This is a genomic window from Lelliottia sp. RWM.1, from assembly GCF_016859735.1.
Classification (GTDB): Bacteria; Pseudomonadota; Gammaproteobacteria; order Enterobacterales; family Enterobacteriaceae; genus Enterobacter.
Genome location: NZ_WLVC01000006.1, coordinates 98097 through 120570, shown reverse-complemented (window position 1 = coordinate 120570; position 22474 = coordinate 98097). Strand labels below are relative to the sequence as shown.

Genomic DNA, 22474 nt, shown 5'->3' with positions numbered 1-22474 from the left:
ACAATACCCGGCTAGTTAACGCAGCCGATAATGCATCAAATAGTACGCTCCATCCGGTGAATCACCGCGAGCCTCAATGTGCCAGCCATGATGCTGATAAAACGCCACAGCCCGTTCATTCCTGACTAAACATTTTAATGCGCCGGTGCTGGTGAATGTTTTCTGCGCCTGTTTCAGCAGTAAACGACCCACCCCAAGATGCTGATAATGTGGGTCGACAAAGAGATTGTGCAGAAAGTTATCGTTCGTCCAGACTGAGGCAAAACCTACCCGGTGGCCATCCTGAAGCGCAACCCAGATCTGTTCGTCGCGTGTTGCCTCGTCGAAATCTTCGAGCTTCCATGCATCACTTTCCAGCCAGGGCCATGCCTCACGTCGGGCATGCAGGTAAAGCGTGCGCAGGAAAGGACGATCGCTTTCCTGCCACGGACGGACGGTAATGGTATCAGCGGTGATAGAAGATATCTCCGTTATAGGCTTTGTAAATTTTGCCATCCGCGTCGCCAATCAGGACGTAGTTTTCACCCATGTAGGTCCAGTGAGTACCTGCATCTGGGGCAGGAAGATTACGTAACTGATACTGTTTGATGGTGTATTCAGGTGTCTGATACAACGCGGGAGCCGTGTCGCCAATCTTGAATTTTGTGAAATCGGCAATGAACTCTTGTTCTTCGTAAGCTTTGATGCCAGAAGGCGCAGATGCCGTTTGCGGGGCTGAATGCGCGACACCCGTCAGTGACATCACAACACCCAGAAGCAGCAATTTATACTTAGCCATTTTTTCTCCAGTTAACCCGTTTACTGATGCATTCAGTCTGCTGTTTCATAACCATGACTGTGTGGCAGACGTCCTATTCTAAGTATCACAGTAGGGTATGTTTGAAAAAAAATGTAACAAAACTGGACAGTTTTCTGTAGCTATCTAGAAAGAGCAATCTTTCTGGGGGTGAATGAAAGATCTTATTTATATTTGCTCTCTAAATGGTTTTGAGCCGAATTCTGAAAATTTCTGAAATCATTCTGATGTGCATTATTAACGGTATTCATAACATCTGATAAGAATTAACATAATGAAAGGGAGTGTTGCTTTATTTTTTATTTAAATAATGAATTCCTTCTGAATAACAAAAACAGAAAAGATGTTCTTATCGATGAAGAGGTAAGAATCCGCGCGCTGCATAATTTCATCGGAATCCGGGTTATATATTTACATGGTGAATATGAACGGTTGTGATCGCAGCAGAGGGATACCTTAGAAAACGCAGGGAGCACGAGCTTAACGCTGTGCTGAAACGCCTTCGACGAATGAAAAGGAATGTATTTTTAATGTCGTCAAATTCTACACATCAGTATAAAAATACGAATGGAAATCAGACTCTGGATCTGGTTCGACTTTTGGGTGAGCTTTTCGATAATCGTATTTTTATTCTTTGCATGACTCTCTTACTCACGATATGCACTTCACTTTATGTTGTCAGCGCCACGCCCGTTTATAAAGCCGATGCCTTAGTACAGGTCGTGGGGAAGCAGAATAATAATGTGCTTAAACGTCTCACCCAAATGAATTCAGAACTTGCGCCAGATGCCGCGCCGGACATGATGCTACTTAAGTCCCGCATGATACTTGGTAAGACGGTTGACGATTTGGGCCTTAAATATGAAGTTAGCCGGGACTGGCTTCCTGTTGTCGGGCGAGTCTGGGCGAAGATGACGGGTCAGCATGCGGGTCGCATCGTTATGGGTCGTGTTTATCTCCCTTGGGGGGACGACGATTCCCGCGAGTTCACCATCACAGCCGGTAAGGAAGGTGAGTATCGGGTTGAGGGTAAGGATTTTCATGCGCAAGGTCGAGTAGGGGAAACGCTAGAAAAAGGCGGTGTGATTATTGAGGTCAGTGAGTTGACCGCGAGACCCGGCGTACAGTTTACTCTGAAAGAAATACCAACGCTTGAGGCTATTAGTGCACTCAGTAAAGCGTTCACAGTAACAGAAACCGTTAAACAGAGTGGCGTGCTTAAGCTTTCGTTGACGGGAGCCGATCCGATGCTCATCACCAGAACGTTAAACGCTATTACGGAGAACTATCTGCAACAAAACGTCGATCGCCAGGCCCTACGTGATACACGACGGCTCAACTTTTTACAGCAGTATATACCGGAGATTCAGCGAGAACTCGTTAAGTCAGAAGAGCAATTAAATCGCTATCGACAGCAGCGCAATTCGGTTGATTTAACCCTGGAAACAAAATCTGTACTGGAACAGATTGTGAATATTAATAATCACATTAATGAGCTCACACTCCGCGAAGCGGACATTGCGCAGCGTTACAGTAAGTCTCATCCGGTATATCGTTCATTGATCGAAAAGCGGAACGCGCTCGAAGCAACGAAGTCGAGATTAAACAAAAAAGTGTCGGAATTACCCTTAATTCAGCAGGCGATTATTCGTCTTAGCCGGGATGTTGATTCCGGAAGTGCTGTTTATCAACACCTCCTGACACGCCAGCAAGAATTGAGCCTCTCGCGATCCAGCGCGATGGGTAATGTACGCATTATTGATGCTGCCCAGACGCTATCGACTCCTGTGGAGCCCAAAAAGGGGCTGATTGTCGCTTGTGGAGCACTGCTAGGATTTCTATTATCCGCAGTGGTGGTGATCCTTCGCATGGCTTTGCGCAGAGGAATCAATTCACCAGAGCAGCTGGAAGCAAGAGGGATTAGTATTCTTGCTACTGTACCGCACTCCGACTGGTTATGGCGTAAAACACACTTACGTCGCAAGCACCTCTTCCAGGGTAACTGGCAGCACAAAACCAGACATGTCCCTTTTTTACCTGTTGCCCATCCTCATGATGTTGTGATTGAGTCTATCCGTGGGCTGCGTACCCGCTTGCATTTCGCCCTGATGGGCTCTGTTAACCGCATTGTGATGGTTTCGGGGCCAACCCAGAACTGTGGTAAGACACTTATCAGTACCTCGCTGGCGGCTATTGTGGCGCAGGCGGAGTTAAAGGTGCTGTTCATCGATGCCGATATGCGTAAAGGGTATGCACATGACATCTTTTCTCTGAGTAATCGCTGCGGGCTGGCTGAAGTACTGATGGGCAACTCCAGCTATCAGAACGCTATTCAGCGGTATACCGATGGGGATATCGATGTAATAACCTGCGGCCAGCCGCCGGAAAACCCTTCCGAATTGTTGATGGGAGAGGTATTTCAGTCGTTGCTGATGTGGGTGAATGAACGCTACGACATGGTTATCGTCGATACGCCACCGGTACTCGCAGTAACGGATGCAACAGTGGTTGGAAGGATGGGGGCCTTAACGATTCTGATTGCCCGTCATGGTATGACCAGTGTGAAAGAGATAGAAATCAGTATGAAACGTTTACACCAGGCTGGCGTCGAGGTTAGCGGGACTATTTTGAATGATGTGGTGAAATCTGCTGCGAATAAATATGGTGCAGGCTATAGCCACTATGGTAAACGCGACGTCCCGGTCTGAAAAAGAAAGGCGTAACCGCCATTCCTTTTGACAAAATACGAGTATGACAGTCATAAAAAAACTGCACCCTAATTCAGTTGATTACCCAACTTTTCGGGTGCAGTTCAGCAGTGCGACTGGAAAGAACAGCTTACTTCGCCATTACTTCCGTCGCAGTACGTTCAACCAGTGACAGCAGGGTTTTTACATCATCCAGCGTGACGGTTGGGTTCAGCAGGGTGAGCTTCAGACAGGTTATGCCGTTGTGCTCCGTCACGCCCACGTTAGCGCGACCCGACTCCAGCAGCGCATCACCAATCTTCTGATTAAGTAATGCAATGTTCGCATCGTCCATCCGTACTTGCGGACGGAAACGGAACAGCACGCTTGCTAGCTGTGGCTTCATCACCAGTTCCAGCGCAGACTGATCGTTGACGTAAGCGGCAACCTGCTGTGCCAGCGTGACGCCGTGATCGATGATTGCCGCATATTGCTCCTGACCCAGCGCTTCCAGGCTCATCCACAGTTTCAGCGCATCGAAACGGCGCGTCGTTTGCAGTGATTTAGAAACCAGGTTCGGGACGCCCGCTTCTTCATCAAACTCGGAGTTCAGATAAGCCGCCTGATAGCGCATCAGCTCGTAGTGACGCGCTTCTTTCAGCAGGAATGCGCCGCAACTGATGGTCTGGAAGAACTGCTTGTGGAAGTCCAGGGTAATGGAATCGACAAGTTCAATGCCATCCAGATAGTGACGATACTGCTCAGACATCAGCAGCGCACCACCCCAGGCCGCATCGACGTGAACCCAGATATTCTGCTTCGCTGCCAGCTCAGCAATCTCACGCAGTGGGTCGATAGCCCCCGCATCAGTTGTGCCTGCAGTGGCAACAATCGCCAGAATCTGTTCGCCGTTAGCGTTGCACTGATCAATTTTCGCCGCCAGATCGTTAAGGTCCATGCGTGAAAACTCGTCGGTTTTCACCAGCGTGACAGACTGGTAGCCCAGACCCATCAGCGCCATGTTTTTCTGTACGGAGAAGTGCGCGTTTTCAGAGCACAGTACACGGATCTTACGCAGATCGCCCACCAGACCATTCTGCTGGACGGAGTGGCCCTGGCGTGCAAAGAACGCATCACGAGCCAACATCAGGCCCATCAGGTTGCTCTGAGTTCCGCCACTGGTGAATACACCTGCGTCGCCAGCCTGATAACCTACACGGGTACGCAGCCATTCGATCAGTTTGATCTCAATAATGGTTGCGGACGGGCTCTGATCCCAGGAGTCCATGCTCTGGTTGGTGGCATTAATCAGCACTTCCGCTGCCTGGCTTACGACCAGGCTAGGGCAGTGCAGGTGTGCCACACATTGCGGGTGATGGACGGACAGACTGTCTTTCAGGAAGAACTCAACAGCGCGTTCAATCGCCGCTTCGTTGCCCAGTCCTTTCGGGTTGAAATCCAGCTTAATACGGTCGCGCAACTGCGCGACCGTTTTGCCCTGGTACATCTCAGGCTGTTTTAGCCACTGCATAACAGCCTGAGTGCTTTGTTCAATCGCCTGCTGGTAAGCTTCAATGCTTTGGGCGGACGAGAACAAAATTGGGTTTGAATCAGACATCGTATTCAACAACTCCGGTTATACCGGGCGAACGCCCGCAGCAAGCAGTGCCTGCTCGAATTTATCCAGGAAGATTTTCAGCTCATCGTTGCTGATAAGCAGGGACGGCAGCAGACGCAGTACAACGCCGTTGCGACCACCACGTTCCAGAATCAGACCGGCTTCGAAGCACTTCTTCTGAATCAGTGCGGAGAGCTCACCATCACCAGGGAAGCAACCCATATGGTCAGCTGGCTCGTTTGGTTTAACGATCTCGATACCGATCATCATACCCAGACCGCGTACGTGACCGATCACTGGATAACGTTTTTGCAGTTCAGCCAGCTGTGCTTTCAGCCATTCGCCTTGCGCAGCAACTTTGCCAGCAATGTTCTGGTCTTTCAGGATTTTCAGCGTGGTCAGACCGGTCGCCATAGCGAGCTGGTTGCCACGGAAAGTACCGGTATGGTGGCCTGGAGCCCATGCATCGAACTGTTTCTTGATGCCGAGAACGGCCAGTGGCAGACCGCCACCAACGGCTTTAGACATCACGATGATGTCAGGCTCAATACCCGCGTGTTCGAAGGCGAAGAACTTACCAGTACGGGCAAAGCCAGCCTGCACTTCGTCGAGGATCAACAGAATACCGTGTTCCTGTGTCACTTTACGGATGCGCTGCAGCCACTCAGCCGGAGCCGGGTTCACGCCACCTTCGCCCTGAACAGCTTCCAGGATCACAGCAGCGGGTTTGCGCACGCCGCTTTCAACGTCGTTAATCAGGTTGTCGAAGTAGTAGGTCAGCGCTTTCACGCCAGCTTCGCCACCGATACCCAGCGGGCAACGGTACTGATTTGGGTAAGGCATGAACTGAACTTCTGGCATCATACCGTCAACCGCTTCTTTTGGAGACAGGTTGCCGGTCACGGACAATGCGCCATGAGTCATACCGTGATAACCGCCAGAGAAACTGATGATCCCGCTACGGCCGGTAACTTTTTTTGCCAGCTTCAGTGCTGCTTCAACAGCATCTGCGCCGGATGGACCGGTGAACTGCAGGCAATACTCTTTGCCCTGACCAGGCAGCAGAGACAGCAAATATTCGGAAAACGCGTCTTTCAACGGCGTAGTCAGATCCAATGTATGTAACGGCAAGCCGCTGGTAATGACATTTTGGATGCTTTTCAGCACATCAGGATGGTTGTGACCAAGCGCAAGCGTGCCTGCACCGGCTAAACAGTCAAGGTATTCTTTATTATCTGCATCGGTGATCCACACGCCGTCTGCTTTAGTGATCGCTAAAGGCAGCTTGCGGGGATAACTCCTGACGTTTGATTCAAACTCGGCCTGACGGGCCAGATAGGTTTCGTTGCTTTTATGGGCATCTACGGTGTCAATACGGACTTTATCCGTCATCATATCACTCCTACAACCGCGGCTTCGTTATGTACCACGATTGAATAAAAAGTTAAAAAAACAGATGGGGTATGGAAAAAACGCCGCCAATATAGAGCCTTTTTTCATGGGGCTCAATGGTTAATTTGTTTACTGTTTTGTTACATGAAGCACAAGTAAGGGATTATTCAGAGTTTAAAAGCGTTACCAACCCTATTCGTCAAATTAAAACAAAGAGTTATATCATTATCGTTATGAGGGTAAATCGAGGGCAAAGAGTGTTACAAATCGTGCCTTATGGCGGTGTTCAGGGAGGTGTTCGCCTCCCTGATATCTTTATTTTTGTGTTACCTGCAAAATGCCGTTGTCGCGGCCCTTTGTCTTATTCCAGGACGCATTTGTAATACCGTTTTCATCAAGACTTAGAGATATAACATAGCCGTAACCATGAATTTCATAGAAATTCGCGTTAAGGCGCTTTACGGTTGCTTTGTTGCCATTGATTGTTGCGGTGAAAAATCCGTTAGAAATGGTGGCGTTAAGGGCATTTGCTGAGAAAGAAGCCTCACGAAGCGGATCATGAATCTTTGCGGCCTGGGCATGCTGTACGGCATTAGCCGCATTTTCTAATGCCTGTTTTTCAGCCGCCGCATTAATGGCAGCTGTGCGGTTTTGATCTGCGAGATAGCATGTATCGCGACTGATTCCCTGAGCCTCGCATTTCGCCAGGCGATCGGCTTGCGTGGTACAACCTGCCAGCGTTGAAACAGCCAACGCTATTATCATTAACTTTTTCATTATATGACCTTGAATATTACAATATAGAGAGCAAATTAAATACATTGTCCGATAACTATTGGCACTGAGTTATTATTGTGAAATAAATAACGCCCATAAAAAAACTGTAGTAACCAGGAGCAAAGAAACGATTGCACTGAATATTATTAATTTCATAAAGCGAATATCATTTATACGATATGAGAAATAACATAATCGCTACACAGTATCTGCAAATCAGGTGTAGCACTGTTTCTTTAGTAGCGACAATGGTAACGCGAGACAACTATCCAGTATGGTGACAGTTGCCATTTTGATGCAGATCACATTTAACATGATTAACTAATACCGTATTCTTGTTGGCTGAAAATAAATAACTATTTGTTATTTATAGATTATTTTATTTTCGTGAATGTACTTCAGGCGTGTTTTTACGATGCGTGGCGCTTTTAATCTCACGTAAATCAATAACATTTAATGTTTGCATTTAAAATAATCACGTCTAAGAGAAAGCGTGAAAATTGTCATTGTTTTGCGCCGGGATTATGCAAATAAAATGAGAGGTATGGGGCTTGCTATTGTCCGTGGCTTACCATAGTCTGCCGTTGTTACATCATTTTGACTCGGGGTGCTCTTCTTTTTTGAAGGCTGAGAAATACCCGTAATACCTGATCTGGATAATGCCAGCGTAGGGAAGTCAGATGCCTTCCCGGTCATCGCTTCTTCACGTAAGGCAGGAGCGAAACCATGCAGCCTGACCTGCTCGATTTACCTTTTTTGCATCAATTCCGAACCCGTTCCCCACTCACTCACTGTATGACCAATGATGTCGTACAAACCTTTACCGCTAACGTTTTACTGGCACTCGGCGCATCTCCTGCGATGGTGATTGAAGCTGAAGAAGCGGAACAGTTTGCGGCGATTGCCGATGCACTGCTGATCAACGTTGGGACACTCACCGCGCCTCGCGCACAGTCTATGCGCCGGGCGATAGAGAGCGCAGTTGCTGCAGGCAAACCCTGGACGCTTGATCCGGTTGCCGTGGGGGCGCTTTCCTTCCGCACCCGTTTTTGCCAGCAAATTCTCACGCTCAAGCCCGCGGCAATCCGGGGAAATGCATCTGAGATCCTCGCTCTTGCCGGAATGAGTGCCGGTGGACGCGGTGTGGATACGACGGATACGGCAACCCGTGCTTTGCCTGCGGCCCAGGCACTGGCCCGGCAAACTCATGCAATTGTCGTGGTCACCGGCGAGGTGGATTACATCACCGACGGGCTTCGAACTCATGCTGTCACTGGCGGCGATCCGCTTATGACCCGCGTGGTAGGAACCGGATGCGCGCTGTCTGCCGTGGTGGCTGCCAGCTGTTCGCTTCCGGGCGACAGGCTGGATAATGTGGCGGCCGCCTGTGGATATATGAAGCAAGCAGGGACAGTTGCTGTCTCACAATGTCGTGGGCCTGGCAGCTTTGCCAGCGCATTCCTTGATGCGCTTTATCATCTGGAGGATCAGGCATGAAACGGATTAATGCCCTGACCATCGCCGGGACAGATCCCAGCGGTGGGGCGGGAATTCAGGCTGACCTGAAAACGTTTTCGGCTCTGGGCGCATATGGTTGCTCGGTGATCACTGCACTGGTGGCGCAAAACACCCGTGGCGTGCAGTCCGTCTATCGCATTGAACCAGACTTTGTTGCCGCGCAACTGGACTCGGTATTTAGCGATGTACGCATTGATACCACCAAAATCGGCATGCTGGCGGAAACCGACATTGTAGAAGCCGTGGCGGAACAACTTAAGCGTTATCAGGTCCAGAACGTGGTGCTGGATACCGTGATGCTGGCAAAAAGTGGCGATCCGCTACTTTCCGCCTCGGCAGTCGATACGCTACGAAAAAAACTGTTGCCGCAGGTGGCGCTGATCACGCCGAATCTGCCGGAAGCGGCTGCGCTTCTTGGCACGCCGCATGCGCAGAATGAACGAGAAATGAAAGAACAAGGGAATGCGTTGCTCGCCATGGGGTGCGAAGCCGTGCTGATGAAGGGCGGTCATCTTGATGATGCGGAAAGCCCGGACTGGCTTTTCACCCGGGAAGGCGCGCTGCGTTTTACGGCTCCACGTGTGAAAACTAAAAATACCCACGGTACGGGGTGCACATTATCGGCGGCACTTGCGGCATTACGCCCACGCCACGATAGCTGGGCGGATACGGTGCAAGAGGCCAAAACCTGGCTCTCCTGCGCGCTGGCGAAAGCGGATTCTCTGGAAGTCGGTCACGGTATTGGACCGGTACACCATTTTCATGCATGGTGGTAAGCCGTATACTGGCAGAAATCGCCAGGCCTGAGAAAAACAGAGATGGAACAAGCGCATACCCGGTTAATTGCTCAACTAAACGAACGTATTGCCGCGCCAGACAACACGCCCCTGTACCTGAAATTTGCCGAAACGGTAAAAAACGCGGTGCGCAGCGGGGGGCTTGAACACGGCAATATTTTACCGGGTGAACGTGATCTGAGTCAGTTGACGGGCGTGTCGCGGATCACCGTACGTAAAGCCATGCAGGCGCTGGAAGAAGAGGGCGTGGTCACCCGCGCCCGTGGCTACGGTACGCAAATCAACAATATCTTTGAATACTCACTGAAAGAGGCGCGTGGTTTCTCGCAGCAGGTCGTACTTCGCGGGAAAAAGCCCAATACCCTGTGGGTCAACAAAAGCGTAGTGAAGTGTCCGGAAGAGGTGGCAAACCAGTTATCTGTTGCGCCGGAAAGCGACGTCTTTTTGCTAAAACGCATTCGTTACGTGGATGATGATGCGGTCTCAATTGAAGAGTCCTGGGTTCCGGCAGGACTCATTCATGATCCAGATGCCATTGGCATTTCGCTGTACGATTACTTCCGTAGCCAGAATATTTTCCCGCAGCGAACTCGCTCGCGTGTGAGTGCCCGCATGCCGGACAGCGAATTTCAGACACACATTAAGATGGACGACAAAATACCGGTGCTGGTGATCAAGCAAGTGGCGCTTGACCAACAACACCGGCCCATTGAGTACAGCATCAGCTACTGTCGCAGCGATCTATACGTGTTTGTGTGCGAGGAGTAGCTCCTCACGTCGGGGAGCGCAATCACCGCCACGGTGACTGACCACCCAGGCCGCAACCGCATTGCCGAGTCTGACGGAATCAGCCAGGCTCCATCCGGCAGCCAGTCCGGCAAGCGTGCCTCCTGCATGACTGTCACCCGCGCCAATAGTGTCTACCACCGTGGCAGGAAATGCCGGAACATAACCCGTGTCCTGGTCCTTATACCATGCAGCGCCGTCTTTATCATGACGAACAATCAGCGCAGAGGCGAAACGCTGCTGCCATTTTTCCCCCAACGATTCAACATCCACGCCAAGCCGTTCTGCCGCAATCTGTGCCTCCTGGCGATTCAGTGACACGATGGGTTTACAGGCCATTAGCCGCGCCATCAGTGCATCGGGGATATCGGCAATGCGTGGGCCAAAGTCGATCAATGCGGTGACCTCCTGTAGTCCTTCCAGCCAGCTTGTCAGCAACTCACCACAAGGTGACGCCAGTTGATAACCCGACAAATAGACCAGACTGTTTTGTGGAACGCTAAGCGCAGCAAGCCAGGACGGCTGCCACTGGTTCTCCACGCCACTGAATGACATGAACGTACGCTCGCCGTCTGGCTCCACCAGCGCCAGACACCAGCCATTGTCACCCGATTCGGCTTCCACGGCACTGTGTAGATCCTGTTTTGCCATCGCATTACGAATGATATCAGCCCAAACACCGTGTCCGACGGGTAGGGCATTTTGCGCCGCAATACCGAGGCGCTTCAGTGCGATAGCAATATTGAGCGCGCAGCCGCCAATATTGACACCTTGCTGCTTTAACTCAATATCACACCCGCGCCACGGCAGGGCGTAGGCATCGGCAATCACGTCAATCACTGCCGCGCCCAGAACGGTTACCGGGCGCTGGGCTGTCAGCGTCGCCAGCTGTTGGTCAAATGGTGTCGGGTTCATACGCCCTCCCTTTGCTCCCGATAGTGCAGCAGTTTTTCGCAGTATTGACCAAAATCGAGTTGATTGACGGCATCGAGTTCCTCCTTGAGCGACGGGTCAATAGCCTGCACGCCCTGTAGTGCCCCACAGATGGCCGTTGCCATTGCGCCAATGGTGTCCGTATCGCCGCCCAGGTTGGCACACAACATCGCACAACGGTTAGGGTCAGTGCCTGCCAGTTCGACCATCGCAATAGCTGCAGGGACGGATTCGATGGTGCTGGTTCCGGCCCCAACAAGCTGATAAACCCCTTCGCTTGCGGATTCAATACCGTGAGCCTCACGCACCGTTTTGAGCGCCAGTTCAATACGGGCAGCGAGCGAGGCGCTAAAGGTCGTGGTCCGTGATTCCTGTGCGTAGCGCGCAATACCCGGCAGGGCATCGACGATGTTTTGCCAGCTTTCACCGTCAATGGCGCGTGATATCGCCCAGGCAATCACCACCGCACCGGCGATCGCCAGATCGGATTTATGCGTCGGGCTGGAGGCCAGTGCCACCTGCTCAACAAAATGTTCCAGGCGGGTGGCAGGCAACAGGCAACCGAGCGGGGAAGCGCGCATGGCTGCACCGTTGGTCACACCGTTGTTTTCCAGTTCGCTGACCGGTTTACCGTCGCGGATCGCATTGAGTGCGATCTTTGACGTCGGGCCGAGCACGTTCTTATTAAAGGCATCGAAATCCAGCGCCCAGCGCAAGATGTGTTTGCCGATAACATCTGCGTCGATCTGCCCGTCGCACTCGATAATGGCATCAGCCAGACACAGTGCCATTGACGTATCGTCGGTAAACTCCGCCCGGTTGAAATAACAGGCGGCATTGTTTTCCGCCGGTCCAGGCAAAAAGCGATCGATCCAGCCGAAGTGCGCTTTTACACGGCTTCTTGGCCACAGCTCCGACGGCATGCCCATCGCATCCCCTAAGGCCTGCCCGTAAAGAGCACCGAGAACACGTTCTTGTTTCATTTAACTTCCCCTTGTGTCAGCGCGGTATCGCCATCAACCACCTCAATTGCGGTGATCTCTTTATCCGATTCGCGGAAAAACAGCATAAACAACACGGCGATCACGGCAATCATGATCCCGCCGAATGCCCACATTCCGGCCCAGTTGAAGGTCAGCCCGTTCACTGGCTCTTTGTATGCGAACATTTTTTCCATCATTACACCGCCCAGGCGGTAGCCTAACAGGCTGCCAAAGCCCTGACAGCACAGCGTAATCAACCCCTGCGCTGCAGTACGCATGTGTACTGGCGCTTTTTTATCCACGTAGATATACGCGGTCACATAGTAGAAGTCGTAACTCACGCCATGCAGCAAAATGCCGAGGAACAGCAGGGCGTAGGTAAAGTATTGCTCTGCGCCACCGTAAACAAAGAAACCATAGCGGATGGCTGCGGTGATAAGACCCAGCAGTAAGACCTTCTTAATACCAAAGCGTTTGGTAAAGAACGGCAGTGCCAGCATGAAGAAGATTTCGGAGAACTGGCCGAGCGTCATCCAGCCTGTGGCGTTTTTCATGCCCACTTCAGTGAGGTAGCCGTTAGCGAAGATGTAGTAGAACGCCAGCGGCATGGCGAACAGGAACGAGCAGAAGAAGAACACAAGGAAGTTCTTATCGCGCAGCAGGATCAGGGCATCCAGGCCGAGCATCACCTTGATATCCAGTTTTCCCGTACTCTTCGGCGGGGTGTCGGGCAGGAACAGCGCAAACACGCCCAGTAGTGCGGAGCTGGCGGCGGTGAGTAACAGCGGAATATTGGTATCTGAAATATCGCTGTGTCCCATCATTTGCGGCAGAAATCCGCACGCCAGGCCCGAGGCAATCCAGCCGATCGTGCCCATCACGCGAATTCGCGGGAAGTCTGCTTCCACGTCGTCCACGTTGGCGAAGGCGATACTGTTGGTTAATGCAATCGTCGGCATATAGGTCAGAGAGTAGGCCAGCAGCAGCGGGAAGAAGGTACTGAACTGCGTTTGCTGTGCGGCGAAGTACATCAGGATCGCGCCAGCGAACATCAGGACGGCCAGTACTTTTTGTGCCGCGAAAAAGCGATCGGTCAACGAGCCGACGAGGATTGGCGAGAGGATCGCGGCAATGGCGGTACAGGCATAAGACCAGCCAATTTCCCCGGCGGTAAAGCCGCTTTTACTCAGCCAGAGCCACAGGGGCACAAACCAGGCGCCCCAGATAAACCATTCAACAAACATCATGAATGACAGTTGGACTTTCGTTTTCATTGTTTAATCCTGCATGTCAGAGAGGGTACTCCTTTAACATACCATTCAATAATACCTTTTAAATACCTTTGTGGTGATTGTTTGATCGATGTAACAGTTTTGTTGTACACGAATCGAGCCAGCAGATTGTGCTGAAAACGATCGCAGGTGCTGGAAAATCTGTTAAGTCAGTACCAGGCTTACTCTGCCCATAAAAGTGTGGGCCTGGATCACATGCTCCGACATGATGTCGGAACCTACGGGAGCATCGCTATGACTGATATTTCGCAATTGCTTGGCAAAGACGCCGACAGCCTTCTACAGCATCGTTGTATGACCATTCCAGCCAGCCACCTCTATCTACCGGGCCATGATTATGTGGACCGTGTGATGGTAGATAACAACCGTCCGCCAGCCGTCCTGCGAAACATGCAGACGCTGTATAACACCGGACGTCTGGGTGGGAGCGGATACCTCTCCATTTTGCCGGTTGACCAGGGTGTAGAACACTCGGCGGGCGCATCTTTTGCGGCCAACCCGCTGTATTTCGATCCGAAGAACATTGTGGAGCTGGCGATTGAAGCGGGCTGTAACTGCGTGGCATCGACCTACGGCGTGCTGGCTTCGGTATCCCGCCGCTATGCCCACCGCATTCCGTTCCTCGTCAAGCTGAACCACAACGAAACGCTGAGTTATCCGACAGAATATGACCAGACCCTGTATGCCAGCGTAGAGCAGGCGTTCAACATGGGAGCGGTGGCCGTAGGCGCGACTATCTATTTTGGTTCTGAGCAGTCTCGCCGCCAGATTGAAGAAATTTCTGCCGCCTTCGAGCGTGCGCATGAGCTGGGGTTAGTGACGGTTCTGTGGGCATATCTGCGCAATGAAGCCTTTAAGAAAGACGGCGTGGATTACCATGTGTCAGCTGATCTGACCGGCCAGGCAAACCACCTTGCCGCCACCATCGGTGCGGATATTGTGAAGCAGAAAATGGCCGAAAATAATGGCGGTTACAAAGCCGTCAACTTTGGCTATACCGATGATCGCGTCTACAGCAAATTGACCAGCGACAACCCGATTGATCTGGTGCGTTATCAACTGGCGAACTGCTACATGGGCCGCGCCGGGTTGATTAACTCTGGCGGTGCGGCTGGTGGTGAAACCGATCTCTCTGACGCCGTGCGTACTGCGGTCATTAATAAACGTGCAGGTGGGATGGGCCTGATTCTTGGGCGTAAGGCGTTCAAGAAGTCAATGGCCGATGGCGTGAAACTGATCAATGCGGTTCAGGATGTTTATCTGGATAGTAAAGTGACGATTGCGTAACTTCTGCACTTCTCCCTCTCCCGCGGGGAGAGGGCATCAGATCTCGCCTGGTTCAAATCCGAAACCCCTTTTCATTTCATTCAAACACTCATCCCGATCCACTTCACAGTTCCTTATCCTTTTGTGAAAACTGTCACTTCATGCCGTGCATATGCACAAAAAATGGTCGATGCTTAGCGGAATTTGTCTAAGGCAGCGGACGAATTTTGCGCTTAAAGTTACTTTCGAAACAGCTTTTCAAAATACAAAGTCGCTCTGAACCTCTGTAGTGTTAAGGACTGATAATGAAAATAGAATCTGTAAATGTCACCGTCTTCCAGTATCCGACGCGCCGGGTGTCCGACAGCGCCGGGCATTCACATCCGGGGCCAGAGAGCATGGCTAAAATGGCGATGCTGAGCATTACTGCAGACGATGGCACAAAAGGGTATTCGTTCGCTCCACCGGAAGTGGTGCGTCCCTTCGTCGTGAACACCTTCTTTCGTAAAGTGCTGGTGGGGCAGGATGCATTTAATCGCGAGCGTATCTGGCAGGATCTGGCGCACTGGCAACGGGGTAGCGCCCATCAACTGACAGAACGTGCGCTGTCATTTGTTGAACAGGCGTTGTGGGATCTGATTGGCCGTAAACTCAATATACCTGTCTGGAAGCTGCTCGGCGGTTTTCGTGACACCGTACCCGCCTACGGCAGTACCATGTGTGGCGACGATTTGCCTGGGGGGCTTTCCACGCCGGATGAATATGCCCGCTTTGCCGAAAAACTGGTGGCGCGGGGCTATAAAGCGATCAAACTCCACACCTGGATGCCGCCTGTTTCATTCGCGCCCAATCCTAAAATGGACGTTAAAGCCTGCGCAGCCGTGCGCGAAGCTGTAGGGCCTGATATCGATCTGATGATTGACGGCTATCACTGGTACAGCCGGACGGAAGCGCTGTACATCGGCAAGGAACTCGAAAAGCTTAACTTCGCGTGGTTCGAAGAGCCGATGGAAGAAGAGAGCATGGCTTCTTACGCATGGCTGGCGGAAAATCTGTCGATTCCGATCATCGGGCCAGAGAGCCTGGGCGGGAAACACCACAGCCGCGCCGACTGGGTAAAAGCGGGGGCATGCGACATCCTGCGTGCTGGTGCTAACGGCGTGGGCGGAATTTCACCCACACTGAAAGTGGCAAACCTGGCGGAGTCGTTCGGTATGGACTGCGAAGTCCATGGTAACGGTGCGGCGAGCCTGGCTGTGATTGGCGCGATCAAAAACTGCCGCTGGTATGAGCGCGGGCTGCTGCATCCGTTCCTGGATTATGATGAACCGGCGGCGTATCTCCACAGCCTTATTGATCCGATGGATGAAAACGGCATGGTCAGTTTGCCGGACCGTCCGGGTCTCGGCGAAGACATCAATTTTGCGTATATCGAAAACAATACCGTCAGCCACGACTGACCTATAACGATACCTCACCCTACACGGTATACACAGATGAAGAAAAACTCCCTCACGGGAGCGTGTTTACTCGCGCTCTCGCTGATGATGGGGAGCGGTGCGGCGTACGCAAAAACGCCGCCCGACCAGCTCATCATCGGTATGAATATGAACAACCTGCTGACTCTCGATCCGGCAGCAATGACCGGTAACGAAGTGGTTGGCATTGTGGTGAATCTCTACGATTCACTGGTAGAGCTTGATCCAAACGAACTCACCAACGTCAGGCCCGCACTGGCGAAGTCCTGGGATATTGCCCCCGATGGCAAAACCCTGACTTTCCACCTGCGTGATGATGTGACATTTCATTCCGGCCATCCGCTGACGGCAGACGACGTGGTCTGGTCGATGCGGCGTTTGCTGCACCTCAATCTGGCCCAGGCATCGGTATGGAAATCCTACGGTTTCAGCAAGAAAAACATCGATAAGCAGATCAGCGCCCCGGATGCCTACACGGTGCAGATTGTGTTGCCCAAAGCCAATGACCCGCAACTGGTGATCTACTCCCTCGGCGCTCTGGGTAATCTGGGCGTGCTGGACAGTAAAACGGTACAAACCCATGAAGTGAACAATGACTGGGGAAACCGCTGGCTCACCACCAACGAAGCCGGTTCCGGCCCGTTCATGCTCGACACCTGGCAGGCAAAAGATGTGTTGCGTATGCAGCGTAATCCGCACTACTGGCGAGAAGAGCCGAAGATGAGCCGCGTGGTATTGCGCCATTTTCAGGAGTCGCAAACTCTGCGCCTGATGATTGAAAAAGGCGATCTCGACATCGCGAACAACATGGCGGTGGCGGACATCAACGCCCTGCGTAAAGACCCGCAACTTACCGTCGAGGCTGTACAAAAAGGAACGGTGTATTACGTTGCGATGAGCATGAAGGAAGCCCACTTTGCCAACCCCAAAGTGCGCGAAGCGGTGCGTTATCTGATCGATTATCAGGGGATCAACAAAGCGTTGATGCCGGGTTATGGTGTGTTGCACCAGCGTCCAATTAAGGCGGGAATGCCCTCCACGCTGCCGGACCCAGGCTACACGCTTGATCTCCCCCGCGCCAAAAAACTGCTGGCGGAAGCGGGTTACCCGAATGGATTTGATACCACATTGCGGGTGTTGGCGGATCAACCCTTTCTCAACATTGCCATTGCCGTACAGTCCACGCTGATGCAGGCCGGGATTAACGCCAAAATCATCACCGGGACAGGGAATCAGATCTACGGCGCAATGCGCGAGCGCAAGTTCGATATGCTGGTTGGGCGCGGCGGCAGTGGCGTCGAGCCGCATCCGCACTCCAGCCTGCGCGCGCTGGTCTATAACCCGGATAACAGCGATGACGCCCGGCTCACCAACTTCCAGGGCTGGCGCACCAGCTTTTACGATAAACCGCTCAACGAGATGATCGATAAAGCCCTGCTGGAGCGCGATCCCAAAAAACAGATTGCCGACTACCAGCAAATTCAGGTGCGGTATGACGAACTGATCCCGGCGATGATCCCACTATCGCAGATGGTCGATTCCGTGGTCGTGCGTAACGACGTGAAAAACTTCCAGTCGCACCCGTCAGCCACCACATTCCTGCGGGATGTGTATAAAACTGGAGGTGACAAATGAGTGTGGCGATTTTCTCTCCCAACTCCCGTACACGCCGCTTCTCGAAGCGGTTCACTCAGGTACTGGTGACGCTTTTTGGCCTGCTGCTGCTGACCTTTTTTATCGGTCGCGTGATGCCGGTCGATCCGGTGCTGGCGATTGTTGGCCCGGATGCCGATCACAGTACCTATCAGCAGGTCTATCACCAGCTGGGTTTCGATCAGTCGCTGCTGACCCAGTTTGGTATTTACCTTAATAACCTGCTGCATGGCGATCTGGGGAGTGCATTGTTAACCGGTAAGCCGGTGACGGATGACATTCTGCGGGTCTTCCCGGCGACGCTGGAACTGGCGACGATGGCGATTATCGTCGGGGCAGGTCTTGGTATTCCGCTGGGGGTTCTGGCCGCTGCGCGTCGGAACAGTTTTTCCGATTACGTAGTGCGCATTATCAGCCTTGCGGGATATTCCACACCGATCTTCTGGGTTGGCATGATGGGGCTATTGCTGTTTTACGCCTGGCTTGGCTGGGTAGGGGGCGCCGGAAGACTGGATCTGGGTCTGGACGGACTTGTGCCGCGTCGTACCGGGCTGATGACCGTCGATGCACTGCTGGCCGGGAACAGCGCTGTGTTCTGGAATGCGATTAACCACCTGGTATTGCCGGCCTCGCTGCTCGGTTTCCATTCGCTGGCCTACATCAGCCGTATGACCCGCAGCTTTATGCTGGCGCAGTTGTCGCAGGAGTTCATCATCACCGCGCGTGTTAAGGGCTTAACCGAGTGTCAGGTGATCTGGAATCACGCGTTTCGCAACATCCTCGTCCAGCTTCTGACGGTCGTTGCGCTGGCTTACGGCTCGCTGCTGGAAGGGGCAGTGCTGATTGAAACCGTCTTTTCCTGGCCGGGCTTTGGCTCCTATCTTACCGGTAGTTTGTTGTTGGGGGATATGAATGCCGTGATGGGCTGTGTACTGCTGGTGGGGATGATCTTTGTGATGCTCAACCTGCTCTCCGACATGCTGTATCAACTCTTTGACCCGAGGACGAAATCATGACCGTTTCTCTGGATAGCCCGCTGGGAACGCGTCACTCTGAAGGCCGCCAGCGTTTTAAACGGGCAGCATCGCGTGCTGCCGGGTTTGTCGGCAAAATGGCGCGCAACCCACTCACGGCGATAGGTGGCGGTATCATTTTGCTGCTGCTGATTGTCGCCGCCTTTGCACCGCTCATTGCACCGTATAACCCGCTGGTGCAGGACCTGAATAGTGCGCTGGTTGCTCCGAACGCGCGACACTGGTTCGGTACGGACGAGTTTGGCCGCGATATCTTTAGCCGCCTCGTGTACGGCTCGCGTATCACCCTCTATATCGTGCTACTGGTCTCCGTCACCGTTGGACCACTGGGATTGTTGCTGGGCGTAACCGCCGGGTATTTCGGCGGCAAAGTTGATGCGGTGCTGATGCGCGTAACAGACATTTTTATCTCCTTCCCAAGCCTGGTGCTGGCACTGGCGTTTGTCGCCGCGCTGGGCCCTGGGCTTGAACATGTGGTGATTGCCATTACGCTCACCGCCTGGCCGCCGATTGCGCGACTGGCGCGAGCGGAAACGCTCTCTCTGCGCCAGGCCGATTTTATCTCCGCTGTGCGCTTGCAGGGAGCGTCACCAGTACGCGTGTTGTGGCGACACATTGTGCCGCTGTGCCTGCCGTCGGTGATTATCCGCATCACTATGAACATGGCCGGGATCATCCTGACTGCCGCCGGGCTCGGTTTTCTGGGACTCGGTGCTCAGCCGCCAGAGCCGGAGTGGGGCGCGATGATCTCAAGCGGTCGCACCTACATGATGGAGTGCTGGTGGGTCGTGACTATTCCGGGGCTGGCGATCCTGATTAACAGCCTGGCGTTTAACTTCTTAGGAGATGGCCTACGTGACATCCTCGATCCTCGCAGCGAATAATGCGCCTTTGCTTGATGTGCGCGACCTCCACGTCGATTTTATCAACGGCGGTGCGGTGACCAACGCCGTACGTGGCGTCTCTTTCCAGCTCGGACGCGAGAAGCTGGCTATTGTCGGTGAATCGGGTTCCGGTAAATCGACCGTCGGGCGAGCGCTGCTGCGCCTGCATCCGGCCAGGGCCCGAATCAGTGCCACACGAATGCAGTTTGGTGATGTTGATTTGCGTACCGTCAGCGAGGCGCAAATGCGCGGTATTCGCGGCAAACGTATCTCGATGATCATGCAGGACCCGAAATACTCGCTCAACCCGGTGGTGTGTGTCGGGGATCAGATTGCTGAAGCCTGGCTCACCCATCATCCAGGGCGTAAGGCAGAGGCAAAAGCCAAAGTACTGGAGATGCTTGACGTGGTGCGTATCCGCCAGCCGGAACGCGTCTATCACCTTTATCCGCATGAGATTTCCGGTGGGCAGGGGCAGCGCATCATGATCGCCATGATGCTGATCACCGACCCTGAACTGGTGATTGCTGATGAACCTACCTCGGCGCTGGACGTGTCGGTGCGTTTACAGGTGCTGGGGCTACTGGACGATCTGGTGCTGTCGCGTGGTCTGGGGCTGATCTTTATCAGCCACGACATTAACCTGGTGCGCAGTTTTTGCGATCGGGTGCTGGTGATGTATGCCGGACGAGTGGTGGAGTCTATCGCCGCGTGCGACCTGCATAACGCGAAGCATCCCTACACTCAAGGGTTAATCAGCGCGTTGCCGGAACTGAATCACCGCCGTCCCGTATTGCCCGTGTTGCAACGCCAGGCAAACTGGCTCACCGAGTGAGGAGCTGAGATGATCGAGATTAAACACCTCAACCTGGCCTTTGGCGAAGGTGAGAAGCGTAATCAGGTGCTGGACGATGTGAACATTAGGGTCCGGGAAGGGGAGATTTATGGCCTGGTGGGGGAATCCGGATCGGGTAAAACCACGGTGCTGAAATGTCTGGCCGGACTCTTTACTCACTGGGAAGGCACGTTGGCAATTGACGGTAAACCGCTGGAAAAGCGTATCAGTCAGGCTCGGTGTCGTGGTGTGCAGATGGTGTTTCAGGATCCCTACGGTTCGCTCCATCCGCGCCATACCATTGGTGACATTCTGGAAGAGCCACTGCAAATTCACGGAATGAATGACCGGGAGCGACGTATCCATTCGTTACTGGACAGAGTCGGGCTGAACCGGGCGTTTCGCGATCGCTATCCACATCAACTTTCCGGTGGGCAGCGTCAGCGTGTGGCGATTGCCCGGGCGCTGATTCTGGAGCCGCAGGTATTGTTGCTGGATGAGCCGACCTCGGCGCTTGATGTATCGGTGCAGGCGGAGATCCTTAACCTGCTTGCCGAACTCCAGCGTGAATCGAATCTTACCTATCTGATGGTCACGCACGATCTGGGGGTGATTGCGCATCTGTGCCAAAAGGTGGCCGTTATGCAATACGGTAAAATTCTGGAAACCTTAACCGTCGACGATTTGGTTGCCGGGCACGCCAAAACCGGCTATACGCAAATGCTGGTGAATGCCAGCCAGCAGTACAGCCGGGAGATGGCGCGGGAGGTGGCGGCGTATTAGCGCAGCAACGGGCAATCCGGCGGCAGGCGGCAGCTTAGTGCGCCGGGTAACACCGCAATACGAAAATGTTTCCCGCTGAGTGGCTCCCCATCCAGGTTAAAGGTCATGCTGTGTGGGGCGCTTACTTCGAACCAGGCTGACTGACCATCGATCAGATTGGGGTTTTGCTCCGGCCTGGTCAATGTGTTGAACAGGGCGGGAAGCAACTCTTCTCCGGTAAAAATGCGCAGTTGCAATAAGCCGTCGTTGATCAGTGCATCCGGGCATAATTGTTGGCCCCCTCCGGCCTGGCGACCATTGCCAATTCCGATCACCAGCGCGTCACCTTGCCAGTGAAAATCGTCGCCGTGGATTTCGCAGCGATCGGGTTTCAGGGTGTCCATCCGCATCAGGCCATGAATAAAGTAGGAGACGCCACCCAGAGCGGCTTTGAGTTTTTCCGGCGTTTCGCTGGTGATGCGCGTACCAAAACCACCTGTGGCCATGTTGATAAAGCAGGTTTTATCGTTCACCTGAGCAATGTCCACGGCAGTTGCTTTCCCGGCGATAGCGAGTTGAAGTGCTTTGCTGAGATCGTCAGGAATACCCACGCTGGTGGCAAAATCATTCGCCGTACCGAGAGGCAAAATGCCTAATGCAGGACGAACCGGGGCATTCAGGTGAATAAGTGCGGTGGCGATTTCATTGATGGTTCCATCGCCGCCACCGGAGATAACGGTTTCAACCCCCAGATGGCACGCTTCATCAAGATAGCGAGCTGCATCGCCTTTTTCCCATGTGACGCGGACATGGATGCGTGCCCCTTGATCGCGCAGGTCAGCAATCGCCTGGCGCAGAATATCGTTGCCGGCACTCTTGCCGTTGAGGATCAGTAAACTATCCGGATATGTCGCCATTGTGATGCTCCCTTTTTATACGTTATCAAGAGTGTATCTCAGGGAGAGGAAAAGCGGTTAAGAAGA

General features: G+C 52.9%; 20 protein-coding genes and 1 riboswitch. Of the genes, 11 read left to right on the top strand and 9 right to left on the bottom strand.

What is annotated here, in order from left to right:
* Positions 1-15 precede the first annotated feature (15 nt).
* Both GF617_RS07575 and GF617_RS07570 read right to left on the bottom strand, forming a co-directional pair.
* A complete protein-coding gene (locus tag GF617_RS07575; RefSeq protein WP_181620104.1) occupies positions 16-495 on the bottom strand; it encodes a GNAT family N-acetyltransferase in 480 nt (159 codons plus the stop codon).
* The gene (locus tag GF617_RS07570) at positions 446-778 is read right to left on the bottom strand and encodes an RcnB family protein (RefSeq protein ID WP_181620103.1); all 333 of its coding nucleotides are present in this window, start codon (positions 776-778) and stop codon (positions 446-448) included. The genes GF617_RS07575 and GF617_RS07570 overlap by 50 nt, the downstream gene beginning before the upstream one ends.
* Positions 779-1305: 527 nt before the next feature.
* Here GF617_RS07570 and GF617_RS07565 point away from each other — a divergent pair.
* Positions 1306-3504: a polysaccharide biosynthesis tyrosine autokinase gene (locus tag GF617_RS07565; protein ID WP_375289760.1), complete on the top strand. Its 2199-nt coding sequence runs from the start codon at positions 1306-1308 to the stop codon at positions 3502-3504.
* Positions 3505-3634: 130 nt separating this feature from the next.
* On the opposite strand, the gene GF617_RS07560 is transcribed toward GF617_RS07565, so the two are convergent.
* The 3 genes from GF617_RS07560 to GF617_RS07550 all read right to left on the bottom strand — a co-directional run bounded on the left by GF617_RS07560 (position 3635) and on the right by GF617_RS07550 (position 7270).
* Positions 3635-5101 carry an aspartate aminotransferase family protein gene (locus tag GF617_RS07560; protein ID WP_203451423.1) on the bottom strand — a complete coding sequence of 489 codons (1467 nt, stop codon included), beginning with the start codon at positions 5099-5101 and terminating at the stop codon, positions 3635-3637.
* 18 nt (positions 5102-5119) lie between these two features.
* Positions 5120-6496, bottom strand: a complete 1377-nt coding sequence (locus GF617_RS07555) for a diaminobutyrate--2-oxoglutarate transaminase (RefSeq protein ID WP_181620101.1) — start codon at positions 6494-6496, stop codon at positions 5120-5122.
* Positions 6497-6808: 312 nt separating this feature from the next.
* A complete protein-coding gene (locus GF617_RS07550; RefSeq protein ID WP_181620100.1) occupies positions 6809-7270 on the bottom strand; it encodes a hypothetical protein in 462 nt (153 codons plus the stop codon).
* 593 nt (positions 7271-7863) lie between these two features.
* Positions 7864-7961: riboswitch (TPP riboswitch) on the top strand.
* 35 nt (positions 7962-7996) lie between these two features.
* Between GF617_RS07550 and thiM the strand changes: the two genes are divergently transcribed.
* From thiM to GF617_RS07535, 3 genes are read left to right on the top strand one after another with little or no spacing between them, the layout of a single operon-like run.
* On the top strand, positions 7997-8767 hold the full coding sequence (gene thiM, locus GF617_RS07545; RefSeq protein ID WP_203451422.1) for a hydroxyethylthiazole kinase: 771 nt from the start codon (positions 7997-7999) through the stop codon (positions 8765-8767).
* Entirely contained in the window at positions 8764-9564 is an 801-nt protein-coding gene (gene thiD / locus GF617_RS07540) for a bifunctional hydroxymethylpyrimidine kinase/phosphomethylpyrimidine kinase (RefSeq protein WP_181620098.1), read from the top strand. The genes thiM and thiD overlap by 4 nt, the downstream gene beginning before the upstream one ends.
* Positions 9565-9606: 42 nt before the next feature.
* Positions 9607-10353, top strand: coding sequence for a GntR family transcriptional regulator (locus GF617_RS07535; protein ID WP_181620097.1), 747 nt, complete (start codon positions 9607-9609; stop codon positions 10351-10353).
* Here GF617_RS07535 and GF617_RS07530 read toward each other — a convergent pair.
* Genes GF617_RS07530 through GF617_RS07520 form a run of 3 tightly spaced genes read right to left on the bottom strand, consistent with a single transcriptional unit; the run spans position 10327 to position 13561 of the window.
* Positions 10327-11286 (bottom strand): PfkB family carbohydrate kinase, encoded by a 960-nt coding sequence (locus GF617_RS07530; RefSeq protein ID WP_181620096.1) that lies wholly within the window; start codon positions 11284-11286, stop codon positions 10327-10329. The two genes, GF617_RS07535 and GF617_RS07530, sit on opposite strands and share 27 nt — an antisense overlap.
* Positions 11283-12287, bottom strand: coding sequence for an ADP-ribosylglycohydrolase family protein (locus GF617_RS07525; RefSeq protein WP_181620095.1), 1005 nt, complete (start codon positions 12285-12287; stop codon positions 11283-11285). Before GF617_RS07525 ends, GF617_RS07530 begins: the two co-directional genes overlap by 4 nt.
* Complete coding sequence (locus GF617_RS07520) at positions 12284-13561, bottom strand: nucleoside permease (RefSeq protein ID WP_203451421.1); 1278 nt, start codon at positions 13559-13561, stop codon at positions 12284-12286. The genes GF617_RS07525 and GF617_RS07520 overlap by 4 nt, the downstream gene beginning before the upstream one ends.
* Before the next feature lie 252 nt (positions 13562-13813).
* Here GF617_RS07520 and fbaB point away from each other — a divergent pair, with 252 nt between their 5' ends.
* The 7 genes from fbaB to GF617_RS07485 all read left to right on the top strand — a co-directional run bounded on the left by fbaB (position 13814) and on the right by GF617_RS07485 (position 21512).
* On the top strand, positions 13814-14866 hold the full coding sequence (fbaB, locus tag GF617_RS07515) for a class I fructose-bisphosphate aldolase (protein WP_203451420.1): 1053 nt from the start codon (positions 13814-13816) through the stop codon (positions 14864-14866).
* 284 nt (positions 14867-15150) lie between these two features.
* Positions 15151-16305 carry a mandelate racemase family protein gene (locus GF617_RS07510; protein WP_181620092.1) on the top strand — a complete coding sequence of 385 codons (1155 nt, stop codon included), beginning with the start codon at positions 15151-15153 and terminating at the stop codon, positions 16303-16305.
* Positions 16306-16341: 36 nt separating this feature from the next.
* Positions 16342-17958: an ABC transporter substrate-binding protein gene (locus GF617_RS07505; protein ID WP_181620091.1), complete on the top strand. Its 1617-nt coding sequence runs from the start codon at positions 16342-16344 to the stop codon at positions 17956-17958.
* Positions 17955-18992: an ABC transporter permease gene (locus GF617_RS07500; RefSeq protein ID WP_203451419.1), complete on the top strand. Its 1038-nt coding sequence runs from the start codon at positions 17955-17957 to the stop codon at positions 18990-18992. The genes GF617_RS07505 and GF617_RS07500 overlap by 4 nt, the downstream gene beginning before the upstream one ends.
* On the top strand, positions 18989-19894 hold the full coding sequence (locus GF617_RS07495) for an ABC transporter permease (RefSeq protein ID WP_181620089.1): 906 nt from the start codon (positions 18989-18991) through the stop codon (positions 19892-19894). Before GF617_RS07500 ends, GF617_RS07495 begins: the two co-directional genes overlap by 4 nt.
* The gene (locus tag GF617_RS07490; protein ID WP_181620088.1) at positions 19866-20729 is read left to right on the top strand and encodes an ABC transporter ATP-binding protein; all 864 of its coding nucleotides are present in this window, start codon (positions 19866-19868) and stop codon (positions 20727-20729) included. The genes GF617_RS07495 and GF617_RS07490 overlap by 29 nt, the downstream gene beginning before the upstream one ends.
* Before the next feature lie 9 nt (positions 20730-20738).
* On the top strand, positions 20739-21512 hold the full coding sequence (locus GF617_RS07485; RefSeq protein WP_181620087.1) for an ABC transporter ATP-binding protein: 774 nt from the start codon (positions 20739-20741) through the stop codon (positions 21510-21512).
* Here GF617_RS07485 and yegS read toward each other — a convergent pair.
* Positions 21509-22408, bottom strand: coding sequence for a lipid kinase YegS (yegS, locus tag GF617_RS07480; protein ID WP_181620086.1), 900 nt, complete (start codon positions 22406-22408; stop codon positions 21509-21511). The two genes, GF617_RS07485 and yegS, sit on opposite strands and share 4 nt — an antisense overlap.
* Between the last annotated feature and the right edge of the window lie 66 nt (positions 22409-22474).

Bases quoted from the DNA above. Each gene is read 5' to 3' on its own strand.
- GF617_RS07560 (WP_203451423.1), bottom strand. From the start codon at position 5,101: ATGTCTGATTCAAACCCAATTTTGTTCTCGTCCGCCCAAAGCATTGAA.
- GF617_RS07565 (WP_375289760.1), top strand. From the start codon at position 1,306: ATGAAAAGGAATGTATTTTTAATGTCGTCAAATTCTACACATCAGTAT.
- GF617_RS07555 (WP_181620101.1), bottom strand. From the start codon at position 6,496: ATGATGACGGATAAAGTCCGTATTGACACCGTAGATGCCCATAAAAGC.
- GF617_RS07505 (WP_181620091.1), top strand. From the start codon at position 16,342: ATGAAGAAAAACTCCCTCACGGGAGCGTGTTTACTCGCGCTCTCGCTG.
- GF617_RS07535 (WP_181620097.1), top strand. From the start codon at position 9,607: ATGGAACAAGCGCATACCCGGTTAATTGCTCAACTAAACGAACGTATT.
- thiD (WP_181620098.1), top strand. From the start codon at position 8,764: ATGAAACGGATTAATGCCCTGACCATCGCCGGGACAGATCCCAGCGGT.
- GF617_RS07530 (WP_181620096.1), bottom strand. From the start codon at position 11,286: ATGAACCCGACACCATTTGACCAACAGCTGGCGACGCTGACAGCCCAG.
- GF617_RS07500 (WP_203451419.1), top strand. From the start codon at position 17,955: ATGAGTGTGGCGATTTTCTCTCCCAACTCCCGTACACGCCGCTTCTCG.
- GF617_RS07575 (WP_181620104.1), bottom strand. From the start codon at position 495: ATGGCAAAATTTACAAAGCCTATAACGGAGATATCTTCTATCACCGCT.
- fbaB (WP_203451420.1), top strand. From the start codon at position 13,814: ATGACTGATATTTCGCAATTGCTTGGCAAAGACGCCGACAGCCTTCTA.
- GF617_RS07525 (WP_181620095.1), bottom strand. From the start codon at position 12,287: ATGAAACAAGAACGTGTTCTCGGTGCTCTTTACGGGCAGGCCTTAGGG.
- GF617_RS07510 (WP_181620092.1), top strand. From the start codon at position 15,151: ATGAAAATAGAATCTGTAAATGTCACCGTCTTCCAGTATCCGACGCGC.
- GF617_RS07495 (WP_181620089.1), top strand. From the start codon at position 18,989: ATGACCGTTTCTCTGGATAGCCCGCTGGGAACGCGTCACTCTGAAGGC.
- yegS (WP_181620086.1), bottom strand. From the start codon at position 22,408: ATGGCGACATATCCGGATAGTTTACTGATCCTCAACGGCAAGAGTGCC.
- GF617_RS07485 (WP_181620087.1), top strand. From the start codon at position 20,739: ATGATCGAGATTAAACACCTCAACCTGGCCTTTGGCGAAGGTGAGAAG.
- thiM (WP_203451422.1), top strand. From the start codon at position 7,997: ATGCAGCCTGACCTGCTCGATTTACCTTTTTTGCATCAATTCCGAACC.
- GF617_RS07550 (WP_181620100.1), bottom strand. From the start codon at position 7,270: ATGAAAAAGTTAATGATAATAGCGTTGGCTGTTTCAACGCTGGCAGGT.
- GF617_RS07570 (WP_181620103.1), bottom strand. From the start codon at position 778: ATGGCTAAGTATAAATTGCTGCTTCTGGGTGTTGTGATGTCACTGACG.
- GF617_RS07520 (WP_203451421.1), bottom strand. From the start codon at position 13,561: ATGAAAACGAAAGTCCAACTGTCATTCATGATGTTTGTTGAATGGTTT.